The 15,413-nt window shown below is 70.0% G+C and carries 12 protein-coding genes; 8 read left to right on the top strand and 4 right to left on the bottom strand.

Annotation, left to right across the window (positions count from 1 at the left end; translation table 11 throughout):
• The first annotated feature begins 97 nt into the window (after window positions 1-97).
• The 4 genes from ABZX90_RS04675 to ABZX90_RS04660 all read left to right on the top strand — a co-directional run bounded on the left by ABZX90_RS04675 (window position 98) and on the right by ABZX90_RS04660 (window position 4,752).
• Entirely contained in the window at window positions 98-1,411 is a 1,314-nt protein-coding gene (locus tag ABZX90_RS04675) for a sugar ABC transporter substrate-binding protein (protein ID WP_351120288.1), read from the top strand.
• 14 nt (window positions 1,412-1,425) lie between these two features.
• Entirely contained in the window at window positions 1,426-2,427 is a 1,002-nt protein-coding gene (locus ABZX90_RS04670; RefSeq protein WP_351120286.1) for a sugar ABC transporter permease, read from the top strand.
• Window positions 2,420-3,292 carry a carbohydrate ABC transporter permease gene (locus ABZX90_RS04665; RefSeq protein WP_355201468.1) on the top strand — a complete coding sequence of 291 codons (873 nt, stop codon included), beginning with the start codon at window positions 2,420-2,422 and terminating at the stop codon, window positions 3,290-3,292. The genes ABZX90_RS04670 and ABZX90_RS04665 overlap by 8 nt, the downstream gene beginning before the upstream one ends.
• A gap of 101 nt (window positions 3,293-3,393) precedes the next feature.
• Window positions 3,394-4,752: a GH1 family beta-glucosidase gene (locus ABZX90_RS04660; protein WP_351120315.1), complete on the top strand. Its 1,359-nt coding sequence runs from the start codon at window positions 3,394-3,396 to the stop codon at window positions 4,750-4,752.
• A 106-nt stretch (window positions 4,753-4,858) separates the two neighbouring features.
• On the opposite strand, the gene ABZX90_RS04655 is transcribed toward ABZX90_RS04660, so the two are convergent.
• Window positions 4,859-9,022: a trypsin-like peptidase domain-containing protein gene (locus tag ABZX90_RS04655; protein ID WP_355201466.1), complete on the bottom strand. Its 4,164-nt coding sequence runs from the start codon at window positions 9,020-9,022 to the stop codon at window positions 4,859-4,861.
• 5 nt (window positions 9,023-9,027) lie between these two features.
• The gene (locus ABZX90_RS04650; RefSeq protein WP_351120282.1) at window positions 9,028-9,378 is read right to left on the bottom strand and encodes a CU044_2847 family protein; all 351 of its coding nucleotides are present in this window, start codon (window positions 9,376-9,378) and stop codon (window positions 9,028-9,030) included.
• 231 nt (window positions 9,379-9,609) lie between these two features.
• On the opposite strand from ABZX90_RS04650, the gene ABZX90_RS04645 reads away from it, so the two are divergent.
• Window positions 9,610-10,104, top strand: a complete 495-nt coding sequence (locus ABZX90_RS04645) for an FBP domain-containing protein (RefSeq protein ID WP_355201464.1) — start codon at window positions 9,610-9,612, stop codon at window positions 10,102-10,104.
• Window positions 10,105-10,139: 35 nt separating this feature from the next.
• Here the strand turns inward: ABZX90_RS04645 and ABZX90_RS04640 are convergent, their stop codons facing one another.
• The gene (locus ABZX90_RS04640) at window positions 10,140-10,736 is read right to left on the bottom strand and encodes a TIGR03086 family metal-binding protein (protein WP_355201463.1); all 597 of its coding nucleotides are present in this window, start codon (window positions 10,734-10,736) and stop codon (window positions 10,140-10,142) included.
• 129 nt (window positions 10,737-10,865) lie between these two features.
• Between ABZX90_RS04640 and ABZX90_RS04635 the strand changes: the two genes are divergently transcribed.
• From ABZX90_RS04635 to ABZX90_RS04625, 3 genes are all read left to right on the top strand, one after another.
• Window positions 10,866-12,128 carry an aromatic acid exporter family protein gene (locus ABZX90_RS04635; RefSeq protein WP_355201461.1) on the top strand — a complete coding sequence of 421 codons (1,263 nt, stop codon included), beginning with the start codon at window positions 10,866-10,868 and terminating at the stop codon, window positions 12,126-12,128.
• An 87-nt stretch (window positions 12,129-12,215) separates the two neighbouring features.
• On the top strand, window positions 12,216-13,298 hold the full coding sequence (locus tag ABZX90_RS04630; protein WP_355201459.1) for a hypothetical protein: 1,083 nt from the start codon (window positions 12,216-12,218) through the stop codon (window positions 13,296-13,298).
• Window positions 13,299-13,459: 161 nt separating this feature from the next.
• On the top strand, window positions 13,460-14,701 hold the full coding sequence (locus tag ABZX90_RS04625; RefSeq protein WP_355201458.1) for a lactonase family protein: 1,242 nt from the start codon (window positions 13,460-13,462) through the stop codon (window positions 14,699-14,701).
• Here ABZX90_RS04625 and ABZX90_RS04620 read toward each other — a convergent pair.
• The gene (locus ABZX90_RS04620) at window positions 14,669-15,394 is read right to left on the bottom strand and encodes a DUF2470 domain-containing protein (RefSeq protein WP_355201457.1); all 726 of its coding nucleotides are present in this window, start codon (window positions 15,392-15,394) and stop codon (window positions 14,669-14,671) included. The two genes, ABZX90_RS04625 and ABZX90_RS04620, sit on opposite strands and share 33 nt — an antisense overlap.
• Window positions 15,395-15,413 lie beyond the last annotated feature (19 nt).

Below are 15,413 nucleotides of genomic sequence, written 5' to 3'. Positions count from 1 at the left end.
TCTTAACTCACGTCCTAAATTAAGCCATGAGGATCGTTCGGGAAGTGAACGCGGGCGGCCCTCATGCGCTCCCTCCGGGAAAGGGACGAAAGCAGCCATGCGCAGAATCCGAGCCGCGGCCGCAGGTGCGGTCACCATCTCTCTGCTGACCGCCGCGACCGCCTGTGGCGGCGGCTCGTCGAGCGGCGGGTCCAACGACTCACCGAAGACGCTCACGTACTGGGCATCCAACCAGGGTGCCAGCATCGAGATCGACAAGAAGGTCCTCGCGCCCGAACTCGCCAAGTTCGAGAAGCAGACCGGCATCAAGGTGAAGCTGGAGGTCGTCCCCTGGTCCGACCTGCTCAACCGGATCCTCACCGCCACGACGTCGGGTCAGGGCCCCGACGTCCTCAACATAGGCAACACCTGGAGCGCCTCCCTGCAGGCCACCGGCGCGCTGCTGCCGTGGGACGCGAAGAACTTCGCCAAGATCGGCGGCAAGGACCGCTTCGTCGACTCGGCGCTCGGCTCGACCGGCGCGGAGGGCAAGGACCCCGCCGCGGTGCCGCTGTACTCGATGGCGTACGCGCTCTACTACAACAAGAAGATGTTCGCCGACGCCGGCATCGCGGGCCCGCCGGCCACCTGGGACGAGCTGATCGCCGACGGCAAGAAGCTCTCCAAGGGCGGCAAGTGGGGCATCGGCGCGGAGGGCTCGAACGCCTCGGAGAACATCCACCACGCCTTCGTCTTCGCCAAGCAGCACGGGGCCGACTTCTTCACCGCGGACGGCGCGGCGGACTTCACCAACGACGGGGTCGTCTCCGCGGTCAAGCAGTACGTCGACCTGATGGCGAAGGACAAGATCATCGCCCCGGGCAACGCCGAGTACGCGCAGAACCAGTCCGTGAGCGACTTCGCCAAGGGCAAGAACGCGATGCTGCTGTGGCAGTCCGCGTCCGCCAACCTCAAGTCGCAGGGCATGAGCGAGGACGCGTACGGCATCGCCCCGGTCCCCGTGCAGTCCGGCACCCCGGGCACGGGCACGAACGTCAACTCGATGGTCGCGGGCATCAACCTCGCGGTGTTCAAGAACACCAAGAACCTCGACGGCGCCGCGAAGTTCGTGAAGTTCATGACCAGTGACGCCGAGCAGAAGATCCTCAACGGCGCGTACACCTCGATCCCGCCGGTCAAGGGCGCCCAGACGGACGCCGCGTTCAACTCCCCCTCGAACGCGGTCCTCAAGGAGACCCTGGCGAACAGCGCCGCCGCGCTGCCGCAGGTCGCCGACGAGTCCCAGTTCGAGACCGCGGTCGGTACGGCCATCAAGGGCCTGTTCGCCGACGCCGCCGGCGGACGCGCGGTGACCACCGCGTCGGTGAAGGCGGCGCTCGAGAAGGCCCAGCAGCAGATGCCGAAGAAGTGAGTGCGGACACCGCCATGACCACCACGACCGCCGCCTCCGCCGAATCCGGCGAGCGGACGGTGCGCAAGAGCTCCCCCGGTGCGGCGCGCGGCCCGCGCCGCACCGGGCGGATCAAGCGCATCGGACTGCCCTACCTCCTGCTCCTGCCCGCCCTGCTCCTCGAACTGCTGGTCCACCTGGTGCCGATGGTGATCGGCATCGTGATGAGCTTCAAGGAGCTCACCCAGTTCTACATCCGCGACTGGGGCACAGCGCCCTGGGCCGGTTTCGACAACTACTCGGTGTCGGTGGACTTCGACGCGCCCGTCGGCAAGGCGCTGCTCCACTCCTTCTTCGTCACCATCGGCTTCACGCTGCTCTCGGTCGCCCTGTGCTGGCTGATCGGCACGGCGGCCGCGATCTACATGCAGGACAACTTCGTGGGGCGCGGTCTGCTGCGGGCCCTGTTCCTGGTGCCGTACGCGCTGCCCGTGTACGCGGCCGTCATCACCTGGGTGTTCATGTTCCAGCACGACAACGGCCTGGTGAACCATGTCCTGCACGACCAGCTGCACATCACCGACAAGCCGTCCTTCTGGCTGATCGGCGACAACAGCTTCTACGCCCTGCTCACCGTGTCCGTGTGGAAGGGCTGGCCGTTCGCCTTCCTGATCGTCATGGCGGGCCTGCAGAACATCCCGGGCGAGCTCTACGAGGCGGCCGCCCTGGACGGTGCCGGCCTGTGGCAGCAGCTGCGCCGCATCACCCTGCCGTCACTGCGGCCGGTCAACCAGGTCCTGGTCCTGGTGCTGTTCCTGTGGACGTTCAACGACTTCAACACGCCGTTCGTCCTGTTCGGCAAGACCGCCCCCGAGGCAGCGGATCTCATCTCGGTCCACATCTACCAGGCGTCCTTCGTGACCTGGAACTTCGGCACCGGCTCGGCGATGTCCGTACTGCTGCTGCTCTTCCTGCTCGTCGTGACCGGCGCCTACCTGCTGCTGACCTCCCGGGGAAGGAAGACGGCCGATGTCTAGCACCTCCACCACCCCCCGCTCGCCGATGGCACCGCCGCGGTCCTTCGTGTGGTCCCGGCGGATCTTCCTGACCCTGCTCACCGGCTTCGTCCTGATACCCGTCTACGTGATGGTCTCCAGCTCGCTGAAGCCGCTCGCGGACGTCTCGGGGAAGTTCCGCTGGCTGCCCAGCGGCCTCACCCTGCGGCCGTACATCGACATCTGGTCGACGGTGCCCCTCGCGCATTACTTCCTGAACTCGCTGATCGTGGCGGGTGCGGCCACGGCGTGCTCGGTCGTGATCGCCGTCTTCTCCGCCTACGCGGTCAGCCGCTACAACTTCCGCGGCAAGCGCGTCTTCACGGTCACCGTGCTGTCCACCCAGATGTTCCCCGGCATCCTCTTCCTGCTGCCGCTGTTCCTGATCTACGTCAACATCGGCAACGCGACCGGCATCGCGCTGTTCGGCTCGCGCGGCGGTCTGATCCTCACCTATCTGACCTTCTCGCTGCCGTTCTCGATCTGGATGCTGATCGGGTACTTCGACTCGGTGCCGCGCGATCTCGACGAGGCGGCGCTGGTCGACGGCTGCGGGCCGCTCGGCGCGCTGTTCCGGGTCGTCGTGCCGGCCGCGATCCCCGGCATCGTCGCGGTCGCCGTCTACGCCTTCATGACCGCCTGGGGCGAGGTGCTGTTCGCGTCGGTGATGACCAACGACGCCACCCGCACCCTGGCCGTCGGACTCCAGGGCTACTCCACGCTCAACGACGTGTACTGGAACCAGATCATGGCCGCGTCGCTCGTCGTCAGCGTCCCCGTGGTGGCCGGATTCCTGCTGCTCCAGCGCTATCTCGTCGCCGGTCTCACGGCGGGAGCCGTCAAGTGACCAAGCCCAGTGACGACAGCGACGACATCGACGACATCGACCGCATTGGCGACATTGACGGCATTGACGATATTGACAACATCGATGACGAAGGGACTTCAGTGACCATCGACCTTGCCGCCCTCCCCGAGGACTTCCTGTGGGGCACGGCCACGTCGGCCTACCAGATCGAGGGAGCCGTCGCCGAGGACGGCCGCTCCCCCTCCATCTGGGACACCTTCTCGCACACTCCCGGCAAGATCGACAACGGCGACGACGGGGACGCCGCCTGCGATCACTACCACCGCTGGCGCGAGGACATCGGGATCATGCGCCAACTCGGCACCAACGCCTACCGGTTGTCCATCGCCTGGCCCCGGGTGATGCCGGGCGGCGACGGCCCGGTCAACGCCAAGGGGCTGGACTTCTACGACGCGCTGATCGACGGGCTGCTGGAGGCGGGCATCACGCCCTCGGTCACCCTCTACCACTGGGACCTGCCGCAGGTGCTCCAGGACCGGGGCGGCTGGACGGCCCGTGACACGGCGCACCACCTCGCCGCCTACGCGTCGGTCGTCGCGGAGCGGCTCGGCGACCGCGTCCAGCACTGGACCACCCTCAACGAGCCGCTGTGCTCGGCCTGGATCGGCCACTTGGAGGGCCGGATGGCCCCAGGCCTCACCGACCTCACGGCGGCGGTCCGCGCCTCGTACCATCTCCTGCTCGGCCACGGACTCGCCACGCAGGCGATCCGCGCCGCCGCGCCCGGTGCCCAGATCGGCATCGTCAACAACCTCTCCAGCATCGAGTCGGCCACCCCCCGTCCCGAGGACGTCGCGGCCGCGAAGCGGCTGGACGGGCACACCAACCGCTGGTGGCTCGACCCGGTGCACGGCCGCGGCTTCCCCGCCGACATGGTCGAGGTCTACGGGGTCGAACTCCCGGAGGTCGCGGGCGACTTGGAGACGATGGCCGAGCCGCTGGACTGGCTGGGGCTCAACTACTACTTCCCGTCCAGCGTCGCCGACGACCCCACGGGTCCGGCTCCCCGCGCGCGCTCGGTCCGCCGGCCCGGCGTGCCCCGCACCGGCATGGACTGGGAGGTCGAGGCCGCAGGCATCGAGCGCCTGCTGCTGCGCCTCACACACGAGTACGGCGCCCGCAAGCTGTACGTCACGGAGAACGGCTCCGCCTACCCCGACGTGGTACGCCCGGACGGCACCGTCGACGACCCGGAGCGCACCGAGTACCTCGAACAGCATCTGGCGGCCTGCGCCTCGGCGGCCCGCAAGGGTGCTCCGCTGGCCGGCTACTTCGCGTGGTCGCTGCTGGACAACTTCGAGTGGGCGTACGGCTACGACAAGCGGTTCGGGCTGGTGCACGTGGACTACAAGACGCAGGCGCGGACGATCAAGGGCAGTGGTCACCGTTACGCGGAGATCGTCCGGGAGCACCGCGGGGGCGCGAGCAAGGCGGCCTGAGCCGATCGGCGGGGCCGGCCGGCGGAGAACGCCCGGCCGGGACCGCCGGAGGCGGAGTGCGACGAGCGCCGGACGGGCGTGACGGCGGGCCTGGGACGGCCCGCCGTCAGCCCGATGGGCATACGCGTCCCGTCGACTCGTCGTAGAGGTAGGCCGCACGTTCTTCCCGAGTGAGGTCACGGCTGAAGACGTGGCAGACCTGCTTGATCGTCTGGGCGGGCTCGAGGGAGGTGACGACGTTCCACAGCCGGGCTGTCTGAATGTCCCCGTCGGCGGTGGCGAGGGTGCGGCCGTCAGGGCTGAACGCCAGCGAATAGATCCCATCGACCTTGAAGCTGTTACGGATCTTGCCGGTGATCCCGTCCCACAGCCGTACTGTCTCGCTGTACGCGCCGCTACTGGCGGTGTCGGCGGTGGCGAGGGTGTGGCCATCGGGGCTGAACGCCACCGCGCTCGCCCATCCGACATGCGCGGTCATTGAGATACGCTCGTCGCCCGTGGCTGCGTCCCACAGCCGTACGGTCTCATCATCGCTGGCGGTGGCGAGGGTACGGCCGTCAGGACTGAACGCCACCGCTCTCACCCCGGCGTTGTGTCCTGTGAGTGTTCTGCGGGTCTTTTCGGTGGCCACATCCCAGAGCCGTACGGTGGAGTCGGCGCTGACGCTGGCAAGGGTATGACCGTCGGGACTGAACGCCACCGCGTTCACCTCGCCGGTGTGTCCTGTGAGTGTTCTGCGGGGCGTTCCGGTGGCCGCATCCCAAAGACGGACGGTTTTGTCGGTGCTGGCAGTGGCGAGGCTATGGCCGTCGGGACTGAACGCGACACCGTACACCCTGCCCTTGTGTCCCTTGAGTGTGCTGCGGAACTTGCCCGTGGCCACATCCCAAAGACGGACGGTGGAGTCGTCGCTGGCGCTGGCGAGGGTACGGCCGTCAGGACTGAACGCCACCTCATTCACCTCGTCGGTGTGTCTCTTCAGTGTGCTGCGGGGCTTGCCCGTGGCCGCATCCCAAAGGCGGGCGGTCTTGTCGGCGCTGGCGGTGGCGAGGGTGCGCCCGTCGGGGCTGAACGCCACCTCGTACACCGTATTGGTGTGTCCCTTGAATGTGGTGTGCTTCTTGTCGGTGGTGATGTTCCACAGACGTGCCGTCTTGTCCCGGCCGGCGGTGGCGAGAGTATGGCCGTCGGAACTGAACGCCAGCGCGAGAACTTCGTTGGCGTGCCCGTCGAGGATGGCTCGAGGCGAGCTGGTGGCTGCGTCCCACAGCTGTACGGTGTGGCCGCTGGCAGTGGCGAAGGTCCTGCTGTCCGCGCTGAAGCCCATGACGAGCGCTGTGACTTCGAGTGTATGGCGGATCTTGCCGGTGACCGCGCTCCTCAGGTGGGCGTCGTAGCCGTCGGCGGTGGCGAGGGTGTCGCCGTCGGGGCTGAACACCACTGACGTCACCGGTTGTGTGTGCCCTTTGAGTGTGACGCGGGACTTGCCGGTGGCCGGGTCCCACAGGCGAACCGTCCGGTCGGCGCTGCCCGTGGCCAGCGTGCGCCCGTCGGGGCTGAACGCCACCGTGTTCACCTCGGCCTTGTGCCCTTCGAGTGTAGTGCGGGTCCTGCCGGTGACCGGATCCCACAGACGGACTCTCCCGTCGGCGCAGCCTGTGGCGAGGGTGCGCCCGTCGGGGCTGAACGCCACCGCGTACACCCCCTCGGCCTGGAGCCCTTCGAGTGTGGTGCGGGTGCTGCCGGTGACCGGGTCCCGCAGACGCACTGTCCCGTCGGCGCTGCCCGTGGCAAGGGTCTGACCGTCGTGGCTGAACGCCACTGACGTCACCTGGCCCGTGTGTTCTTTGAGTGTGGTGCGGGTCCTGCCGGTGACCGGATCCCACAGACGAACCGTCCCGTCGGCGCCGCCTGTGGCCAGAGTGTGGCCGTCATGACTGAACGCCACCGCGTACACCTCGTCGGTGTGGCCGGACAGGCGGCGGTGCACCGGCAGGGCCGCGGCGCTTCGCAGGCTCTCCAAGGCCTCGGACGTATGACTGGTGCGGTATGCCTGAACGGCCAGCAGCGCGGCCAGTTCCGGGTTCGTGGCGAAGAGTCCGTCGGACTGGGCTGCGAGTTGTCGTGACAGAGCTGCCTGCCGTGTGGCGATCACTGTTCGCCACTGCCAGAAAGCGCCCCCTGCAGCCAGGAGGGCGAGGACCAGGAGACCGCCCAGGACCCCGTTGAGCTGCCTGCTGCGGCGGATGGCGGTCCGCTGGCGCTGCCTGCTGGCGTCGAGATACCCCGTGATCTCGGCCGGCAGCCGACGCCGCCGCGACCATTCGAGACCCTCCGCGAGCGCTGTCCCGCCCAGCAGGTCCCCGGGGTCCTTCGCCGGGGCCCAGTGGGCCTGCCGCTCACGGGTGTGGTCGAGCCATTCCTGGAAACGGTGGTCCTGGTTGACCCACTCGCGCAGTGCGCCCCAGTCGCGGATGAGCGCCTCGTGGATCAGCTCGGCCACTGGTGCCCCGGAGGGAGCACCGGGGTCATGCGGAGCGTGAAGCGCTTGGGTGGTGATGATCCGATGGCGTGCGAGGGCGGCGATGACGTCGTCGACGGCAGTCTTCTCACCGCCGGGAGGGTCGTCGGGATCCGCCGCCAGCTCGCGCAGTTCGTCGAGAGGGACCTGCGTGCGGACGGCCGTGATGTTGTGGCCCGGGTCGGCGGGGTGCACCAGGGACGTCAGCGTCCGCCGCGCGATGGTCCGCTGTTCCGCGGACAGTTCGCTCAGGGCACTGTCGCACCACGTGGTCACGCTTCCGCTGACCCCTCCGATGCGACGGTACGCCTCGTGGGTGAGGTATCCGTCCTGCCGCCGGAGCCAGAGCTGGCTGAGCGCCATCTCCAACAGGGGCAGCACGGTGACCGGCGCCTGGCAGGTGATGGCCCCTTCGGGTGTGATGTCCAGGACGTCGCTGATGATCCGCTCGGGCAACCCCGATTGGAAGCGGAGCCCCACGTCCCGGGCGGGCAGGGTGATGATGTCGTGCAGGTCCTGTTGGCTCAGCGTGCCCGGTACGTTGAGGAGTCCCGGCATCGCGGCTTCCAGCAATTTGGGTGCCAAGGAAGCCAGTTGAGGGTAGAAGTCGTCACGCATGATCAGGATCACGGTGAGCTTGGTGTACGCGTCGGCGGCTGTGGTCACCTCATCGATGACGGACAGGAAGTCCCGCAGCCGACCGTTGGCCGTCTGGACCAGGAGCTCCTCGAACTGGTCGATGACCAGCAGGACACGCTGATGACCGGGATCGTCGACAAGCCTCCGGTTGACCGCCGCCACGATCCCGTCGCTCTTCGCACCCGGCAGCCCTGCCCGTTCGATCTCGGCGAGCATGTCCTGCCTCGGCCGAGCGAGGACAGGCAGCCAGCGGTCACTGCCCGGCAACTCCGCCGCCGCCAGCGCCCGCAGCACACCTGCCTGGATCAGCGACGACTTGCCCGACCCCGACGGTCCGAGCAGCAGCGTCAGCCGCTGTTGCCGGGCCAGGTTCGTCAGGACCTGCTGTACGGCGTCCTGGCGGCCCTGGAACCACCGCGCGTGTTCCGCGGTGAACGGCTCCAGCCCCCGGTAGGGGCAGACCTCACGCTCGGCCAGTTCCGGCAGGATCTCCCGCAGCACCTGCGTCGGAGTGACGTACGCGATGCCCTGCCCCCGTTCGTACACGTCGGGCGCGGTGATCTCGGTGAGCATGCCGATGACCAGACCGGTCGTCTCGTCGAGAACGGGTCCGCCGCTGAAGCCGGTGGTGAGGTCGTTGGCGGCGGTCAGCTGGAGATGCGTACATCTGCCGTCCGTGCCCGGCAGCAGATCGCCGGCTACGCCGAAGCCGAAGTGTCCTTCCGCCGGGGCCTGGGCGGGGAATCCGAAGGAACGGACCTGGCGGCCCCGGCATCCTTCCGCGGAGCCCAACGGCATCGTCCGCATCCCCGGCGATGTGCCGCTCAGCCGGATGAAGGCCACGTCCTCGGCCTCGGGGGAACGCCACAGCTCGCCCGGGACCCACCCCTCCACACGGTCCGCGCCCCGCACATGGGGGAAGGACAGCAGGACCTCCTCCCCGGGCCCCCTCCCGGCCGCTTCAACGACGTGCGCACACGTGACCACGATCCCGTCGGCCACCATGAATCCCGTCCCGGCCACGGCCCCGTCCGGCCCGATGATCCGGGCCACGGCCGCGACCAGGTCCGATGCGGTTCCGTCCCCCGGCCTCTCTTCCTCGCCGGCCACGGGAATCAGCCTGTGCTCTCGATCGGGGGTGGCGGCTCCACTCCGTCGCGCTTCCAGGACACGGTCACGTTGAGGTGGCAGGTGGCCTGGGTCCTGGTGATGACGGCCCCGGCCTCGGCCCCGAGCTCGACGCCGAATCTGACGGTGATCACGTCGGGCCGGGCCTTGCGCAGCTGTTCGAGAGTGGCCTGGGCGGCCACCGTGATCGGCTCCAGCGCCCCCTGCAGCGTCATCGGCAACTCGCGTACGACATCGCCGATGCGACCTGCTTTCACCGGTCCGTCCGACGCGGCGGCCGGCTGCTCGAACAGAATGCTGCCTCCGCCGTCCAGTGGAATCCGAGTCAGAGTTGTCATCGTGCCCCGTTCGCCTCTCGTACCGCCTCGCCAACGTCCTCACCAGCCTCTTTGACGCTGACATATGCCGCATGCGGAGTGAGCCACACGAGCGAGGCCGCAGATGCCCCGGTGTTCTCAGGGCTTCCGCCCCGAAATCCATTGGATCCTCCTCACCGAACTAGGTACCTTCGGCCCAAACCTAGGACCCCTAGGTTTGGCAGAAGGTACCCGGAGAACCAGGAGAACCCCATGAGATCACTCACCGAGCAGGACATCCGCGACTCGTTCGTCAACTGCTCCCGGGGGGAGGCCGAGCGGCTCGCGACGCCTCGCGATCTCGACGAACGCCCCTGGGACGACCTGGACTTCCTGGGCTGGCGGGATCCCGGTGCGCCCGACCGCGGGTATCTCGTCACCGAGCGGGAAGGAGGCCTCGTCGGCATCACCCTGCGCCTCCCCTCCTCCCGGCGCGGGCTGCTGCACCGCAGCATGTGCTCGCTGTGCCTGACCCCACACCCGGGTGACGGGGTATCCCTGATGACCGCCCGCAAGGCGGGGAAGGTGGGGCGCGAGGGCAACTCGGTCGGCGTCTACATCTGTGCCGACCTCGCCTGTTCCCTGTACGTCCGCGGGAAGAAGGCCCTCCGGTCGGGAAGCAGGTTCGAGGAGACCCTCACGACGGAGCAGCAGATCGCCCGGACGGTCGGCAATCTGTCCGCCTTCCTCTCGAAGCTGCACGACTGATCCGCCCCTGCGTGCCGGGCCCTGCCCGGGACGCGTCAGGTAGCGGCAGGGGTCCAGTGCGGGTCGCGGCCCAGGAAGGCGAGCAGTGCCTCGGCGCGGCCGGCGCCGTCCGGTACCTCGCGCGCGGCGGCGAACACGCCGAACGAGTTCCGGAGGTGATCGGCCAGCCGGTCCGCGGCGAGGCTGATGCCCTCGGCCAGATCATCGTCGAGGGGGGACGCTTGACCGGTCGCCACGGCGATGTCCCAGGCGTGCACGCCGGCGTCCATAGCAGCCGCGGCGGCCGCCACGCGGAACGGCAGCGGCCCGAGCGGCGTCGCCACCTCCTCGGCGTCGACGAACGGCCCCGCGTAGACGGCGAGGACATCGGAGAGGACCTTGTCGAGTGCCGCCGTCGCATCGCCCTCCAGTCCGTCGACGGGGTGGAAGGGGTCCGCGTCGGGCCACCCGGTGCCAGTGATCGCCGCGCCGTACGCCTGCTGGTCGAGTCGCGCGTGGTTGAGCACCTGGCGCACCGTCCACTCGTCGCACGGCGTCGGCGCTCCCCACGCACCCTCCGGCACACCGGCGACCGCGTCGCGCAGCCGGGCGTGTGCCCGCGTCAGCAGTTCGATGCCCTCGACCTTGCTCATCCTGGTTCCTCCTGAAGCCGTCCGATGCCGTCCGATCGAGCCGATGTCATCAATCTAGGACGCCTTGCGGACAGATACGGTCCGCAAGGAAGACGTTCGGTACCCCTGTGAAACGGGAAGGCCCCAAGGATGCAAGAGGCACGTGGTGAGTGGACGGCATCCGTCGCGAAGATCGTGGAGCGACGCCGGGAGCCGGTGGTCGTCCAGACACTTCGTTCGACGGCCGCCGCGACGATCGCGTACGTCGTGGCCCTGCATCTCAGTCCCGAGCCCGCGCCGCTGACCGCACCCCTGACCGCGCTGCTGGTCGTGCAGGTCACCCTGTACTCCACGATCACCACCGCCATCCGACGGGTGAACTCCGTCGTGGTGGGCGTCGTCATCGCCATCGGCTTCAGCAGTCTCGTGGGCCTGACGTGGTGGAGTCTGGGTCTGATCATCCTCGCCTCGCTGGCGGTCGGACATCTGGTCCGGGTCAGCGAGTTCGTGCCCGAGGTGGCGATCAGCGCCATGCTGGTCCTCGGCGTCACCAGAGTGGGCGACACCGCCTGGGCCCGCGTGTTGGAGACACTGATCGGAGCGGTCGTGGGGCTCGCCTGCAACCTCGTCCTCGCGCCACCCGTGTGGGTGGGCGTGGCCGGTGAGTCCATCGAGGATCTGGCACGCCGGGTCCGGCAGTTGATGCTGCGGATCGGCGAGGAGGCCGCCGGGCGCACCCCGTTCCGCGTGGCAGCCGAGCGGCTGCACGAGGCCCGCCAACTCGACCACGACATCGCCGGGGTGGACGCGGCCCTGCGGCAGGCCGAGGACAGCCTGAGACTCAATCCGCGGGTGCGCGAGGGGCTGCTGCACCGGGTCGTGCTGCGCACCGGCCTGGACACCCTGGAGATCTGCACCGTGGTCCTGCGGGTCCTCGCGCGCAGCCTCACCGACCTCGCCAAGGAGCGGGAGCCCCAGCCGCTGTTCGAACCGCAGGCCGGGGCCGTCCTGGAGGAACTGCTGTCCGAGGTCGCCGACGCGATCGTCAGCTTCGCGGTGCTGGTGACCACGGATGTCTCCCAGAGCGCCGCGTCCGCCGAGGAGCGGCTCAGCGCTGAACTCACCACGGCCGCCGCCACCCGCGACAAACTGGCCCAGCTGTTCCTCGAAGACGTCCAGCGCGACGCGAGCCAGTGGCAACTTCACGGCTCCGTCCTGACCGAGGTCAACCGCATCATCGACGAGCTCGACACCGAGCACCGGACCCGCAAGCTCCTGGAGGAACTGGACCGCTGCGCCGCCGAGGAGCGCGAGCGCCGGCCGCGCCTGACGCGTCTGCGGCGCCGGATGCGCCTGCCGCGCCCGCTGCGCCGGAACCGGAACCGTTCGGCTGCCTCCCGTCGTTCTAGGTGACGGGTTCCGCGTGAGGAAACGGCACGGCGTCGGGGAGCGGTGAGCCGCCCGTGTCGTGCGACGGCAGGACGACGAGGGGGCGGGCGGATGACCGAGGACACCGTACGGATCGACGGAAACGCGCTGCGGCTGCCGGGCGGGGTGCAGGTGCGGTTCATCCGGACCCTGCGCCTGCCCGAGACGGGCACGCACGCGTTGCCGCCGGGGCTCGGGGAGTTCCCCGTCCGGCGGGTCGAGGACTACGGGGACCGGGTGCCGGCCGAGTGGCGGGCCCGCGGCGGCGTGATGCTGCCGGTGTATCTGCGCGAGGCCATGTGGCTGAGTTTCGCCGGGACGGCGGAGCCGGCCGCGTTGCAGGTCGGCGTGGGCAAGGTGTGCGCCGTCTCCGGCAAGCCGTGGAGCTCCCGGCTCGGCCGTGACCCGCAGAACTACGTCGTACTCCCGCGGCAGCCATGGCTCGACGGCATCAACTCCGGCAAGGGGACCGTCCGCCAGTTCGTGGCCGTACCGCTGGGCCTGGGGGCGACAGTGGAGGGTCAGGTCACCGGCGAGGAGGTCTGGGGCGGCGTCCAGCTCCAGTCGTTCCCGCTGGCCGCCGAGGAACTGGCGGCGTGGCGCGAGGCGGAGCGCCGCAAGGCGGAGGAGCGCCTGCGGATGCCCCCGATGCCTCCATCCATCGGCGGGTACGGCGGTGCCGTACCGATGATGGCAGCGCCCGGTTCCGCGCCGCCCGCACCCGGTTCCGCGCCGGCCCCCGCAGGTGCCGCGCCGGCCCGTGCGCGCAGCGCCCCGGCGATGGGTCTCGGCGTCGGCGGTTCGATGCGCCAGGAGGTCTACCGGGACGACCGGCCGCTGAAGGCCTGGGCCAAGGAGCCGGCCGGGCGCGTGTTCGTCCATCTCGTGACGCCTCCGGAGTGGCGCCGCATCACCGGCGAGGCGCCGCCGCCGTCCCCGGTGGACCGTGCGGCGTACACCCGCGCGGGTCTTCCCTGGTTCGACTACTACGACCAGGACGCGACCGATCTGGCCCCCACGGACGAGCTGGGGTCGGTGCAGCCGGTCGGCGACTGGCTGGGCGACGACCACGAGCCCTGGCAGCAGCCCTCACCCCAGCAGGTGAAGCCGCTCGGCGACGCGCCGGGCAAGCCGGTCGGGGACGGTGACTGGTAGGAGACCCACGGCACCGGCCGTCCGCATCGGTCACGGCACCGCCGGTCACGCGCCGGCCCGTTGCAGCTCACGCAACGCACAGGGTCGTTCTTGCACTTCCGGGGTGTCGCACGCCAAGGTGGCTGTCCCAGCCGAGGCAACCGACACCCCGAGGTACAGGCATGAGCAGTGGTGCAGAGCCGTCGCGCGGCCCGGGCGGCGGCTGGACCAGGCGCCGCTTCGTCGGCGCGCTGGCGGGGGCCGCCGCGATCACGACGGTCCCGGCACCGGCCGCCCCGCGGGCGGACCCCAGCGCGGTGGCGCCGCCCCTGACAGCGCCGCCGGCCGGCCCCTCCCCGTCGGCGCCCCCGTCCTCCTCCCCGGCTTCCCGCTCCGGCCCCCGCCCGCTGTTCCTCGGCACGTACACCTCGGGCGACGGCGGCGGGAAGGGGATCGGCCTCGCCACGTACGACGCGGCGACCGGCGCGGTCACCGGCGGCGACGTGGTGACGGGCGTCGAGAACCCGTCCTATCTGGCGGTGCATCCGGACGGGCGCACGCTGTACGCCGTCGACGAGCAGACAGCGGGCGCGGTGACGGCCGTACGCCTCCCCCGGACCGAGGTGCTCGGCACCCGCGCCACCGGTGGCGCGGGCCCCTGCCATCTGTCCGTGCATCCGAGCGGTCGCTGGCTGCTCAGCGCCAACTACACCTCGGGGAGCGTCGCGGTGCACCCCATCGACGCGTCCGGCGCGCTCGGCGAGCGCACCGATCTGGTCACGCACTCCAGCCCGGCGCCCGGCCCCGGACAACAGGGCCCGCACGCCCACCAGTTCATCGCAGGACCGGACGGCGGGCACCTGCTCGCCGTCGACCTGGGCACCGACACGGTGTACACCTACCGCCTGGACGAGGCCACGGGCACACTCGCCGAGGTGTCCCGGGCCCGGACGAGGCCGGGCGCGGGCCCGCGCCATCTCACGTTCCACCCCGGCGGCCGGTACGCCTATCTCGCCAACGAGGTCGACAACACGGTGACGGTCTGCGCGTACGAACCGGCAACCGGCCGCCTCACCGTGGGCGAGCCGCAGTCCACGGGCACGGGAAGTGGCACCAGTTACCCGGCGCAGATCCTGGTGACGTCGAACGGCTCGTACGCCTATCTCGCCAACCGGGGCCACAACAGCCTGACGCGGTACGCGATCGAGGCGGACGGCGCACGGCTGCGACTGCTGGACACGGTGCCGGTCGGCGGCGACTTCCCGCGTCACATCGCGTTCTCCCCGGACGGGCGGCTGCTGTTCGCGGCGAACCAGCGGTCGAGCACGGTCAGCGTCTTCCAGGTCGATGCCGTCAGCGGTGAACTCCGGCGCGCGGGCGAGCCGTTCGCCTCACCCGTCGCGGTCTGTGCGCTGCCGCTGTAGGGCGCGGGGGCACGAGGCGGCACTCGCCTGCGCGAGCAGGACGTGCATGCGTTCCGTGAGCTGCGAGACGTCGTCGGCGGGTGCGTGGAACGGCAGGCGTACGTCGCCGTTGCCGCGCGCGCGTTCGATGCGCAGGGTGAGTCCGTGGCGGTCGACGGCGAGGGGCTGGACGCGCACCGCGCCGTGCAGGCTGTCCGGCTCGACGAGACGGGTGAGCCGCTCGACGGCGTCCGGGTGGGCGTCGGCGAGATGGGTGAGCAGTCGGGCCTCGGCGAGAGCGAGCGGGTCGGGCTGCGCGTCGGCCAGTTCGTCCAGGTCGACCACCACGGTCCCGCCGGGCCGCCGCAGCACCGCGCGGGTGGGACGGAACGACAGGTGCCCGTCCTCGGGGACGAACCAGCCCGCGAGCCAGAGCCGGGCGCGGATCCGGTTCCGTACCGGAACCGGCGCGACATCGGCGAACTCCAGGACGGCGGACGGCTCTCCGCGCGGCGAGCAGATGGCGGCAGCGAGCAGCGCGCTGTCCTCCGGCACGTGCAGGAGCACCCGGCCGTCCGCGGCGACGGTGTGCGCGCCGACGAACTCCTCCCGGCCGCCCTCCGCGCTCACCGCGCAGGACCAGGCCGCGGCGAGCACCGAGCGGGCGTGCTCCGCCGCGGCGGGCGCGGCCGTCCAGGTGTCACTGTCACCCATCAGCTTCCTCCTTAGGTAA

This window comes from Streptomyces sp. NPDC002935 (genome assembly GCF_040611295.1).
Lineage (GTDB): Bacteria > Actinomycetota > Actinomycetes > Streptomycetales > Streptomycetaceae > Streptomyces.
The sequence above is the reverse complement of the archived record's forward strand: the minus strand, read 5'-3'. Positions and strand labels throughout refer to the sequence as shown.

What these genes read in the sequence shown, in the direction of transcription:
- ABZX90_RS04675 (WP_351120288.1), top strand. Translation starts at nt 98, where the DNA reads ATGCGCAGAATCCGAGCCGCGGCCGCAGGTGCGGTCACCATCTCTCTG.
- ABZX90_RS04670 (WP_351120286.1), top strand. Translation starts at nt 1,426, where the DNA reads ATGACCACCACGACCGCCGCCTCCGCCGAATCCGGCGAGCGGACGGTG.
- ABZX90_RS04665 (WP_355201468.1), top strand. Translation starts at nt 2,420, where the DNA reads ATGTCTAGCACCTCCACCACCCCCCGCTCGCCGATGGCACCGCCGCGG.
- ABZX90_RS04650 (WP_351120282.1), bottom strand. Translation starts at nt 9,378, where the DNA reads ATGACAACTCTGACTCGGATTCCACTGGACGGCGGAGGCAGCATTCTG.
- ABZX90_RS04645 (WP_355201464.1), top strand. Translation starts at nt 9,610, where the DNA reads ATGAGATCACTCACCGAGCAGGACATCCGCGACTCGTTCGTCAACTGC.
- ABZX90_RS04640 (WP_355201463.1), bottom strand. Translation starts at nt 10,736, where the DNA reads ATGAGCAAGGTCGAGGGCATCGAACTGCTGACGCGGGCACACGCCCGG.
- ABZX90_RS04635 (WP_355201461.1), top strand. Translation starts at nt 10,866, where the DNA reads ATGCAAGAGGCACGTGGTGAGTGGACGGCATCCGTCGCGAAGATCGTG.
- ABZX90_RS04630 (WP_355201459.1), top strand. Translation starts at nt 12,216, where the DNA reads ATGACCGAGGACACCGTACGGATCGACGGAAACGCGCTGCGGCTGCCG.
- ABZX90_RS04625 (WP_355201458.1), top strand. Translation starts at nt 13,460, where the DNA reads ATGAGCAGTGGTGCAGAGCCGTCGCGCGGCCCGGGCGGCGGCTGGACC.
- ABZX90_RS04620 (WP_355201457.1), bottom strand. Translation starts at nt 15,394, where the DNA reads ATGGGTGACAGTGACACCTGGACGGCCGCGCCCGCCGCGGCGGAGCAC.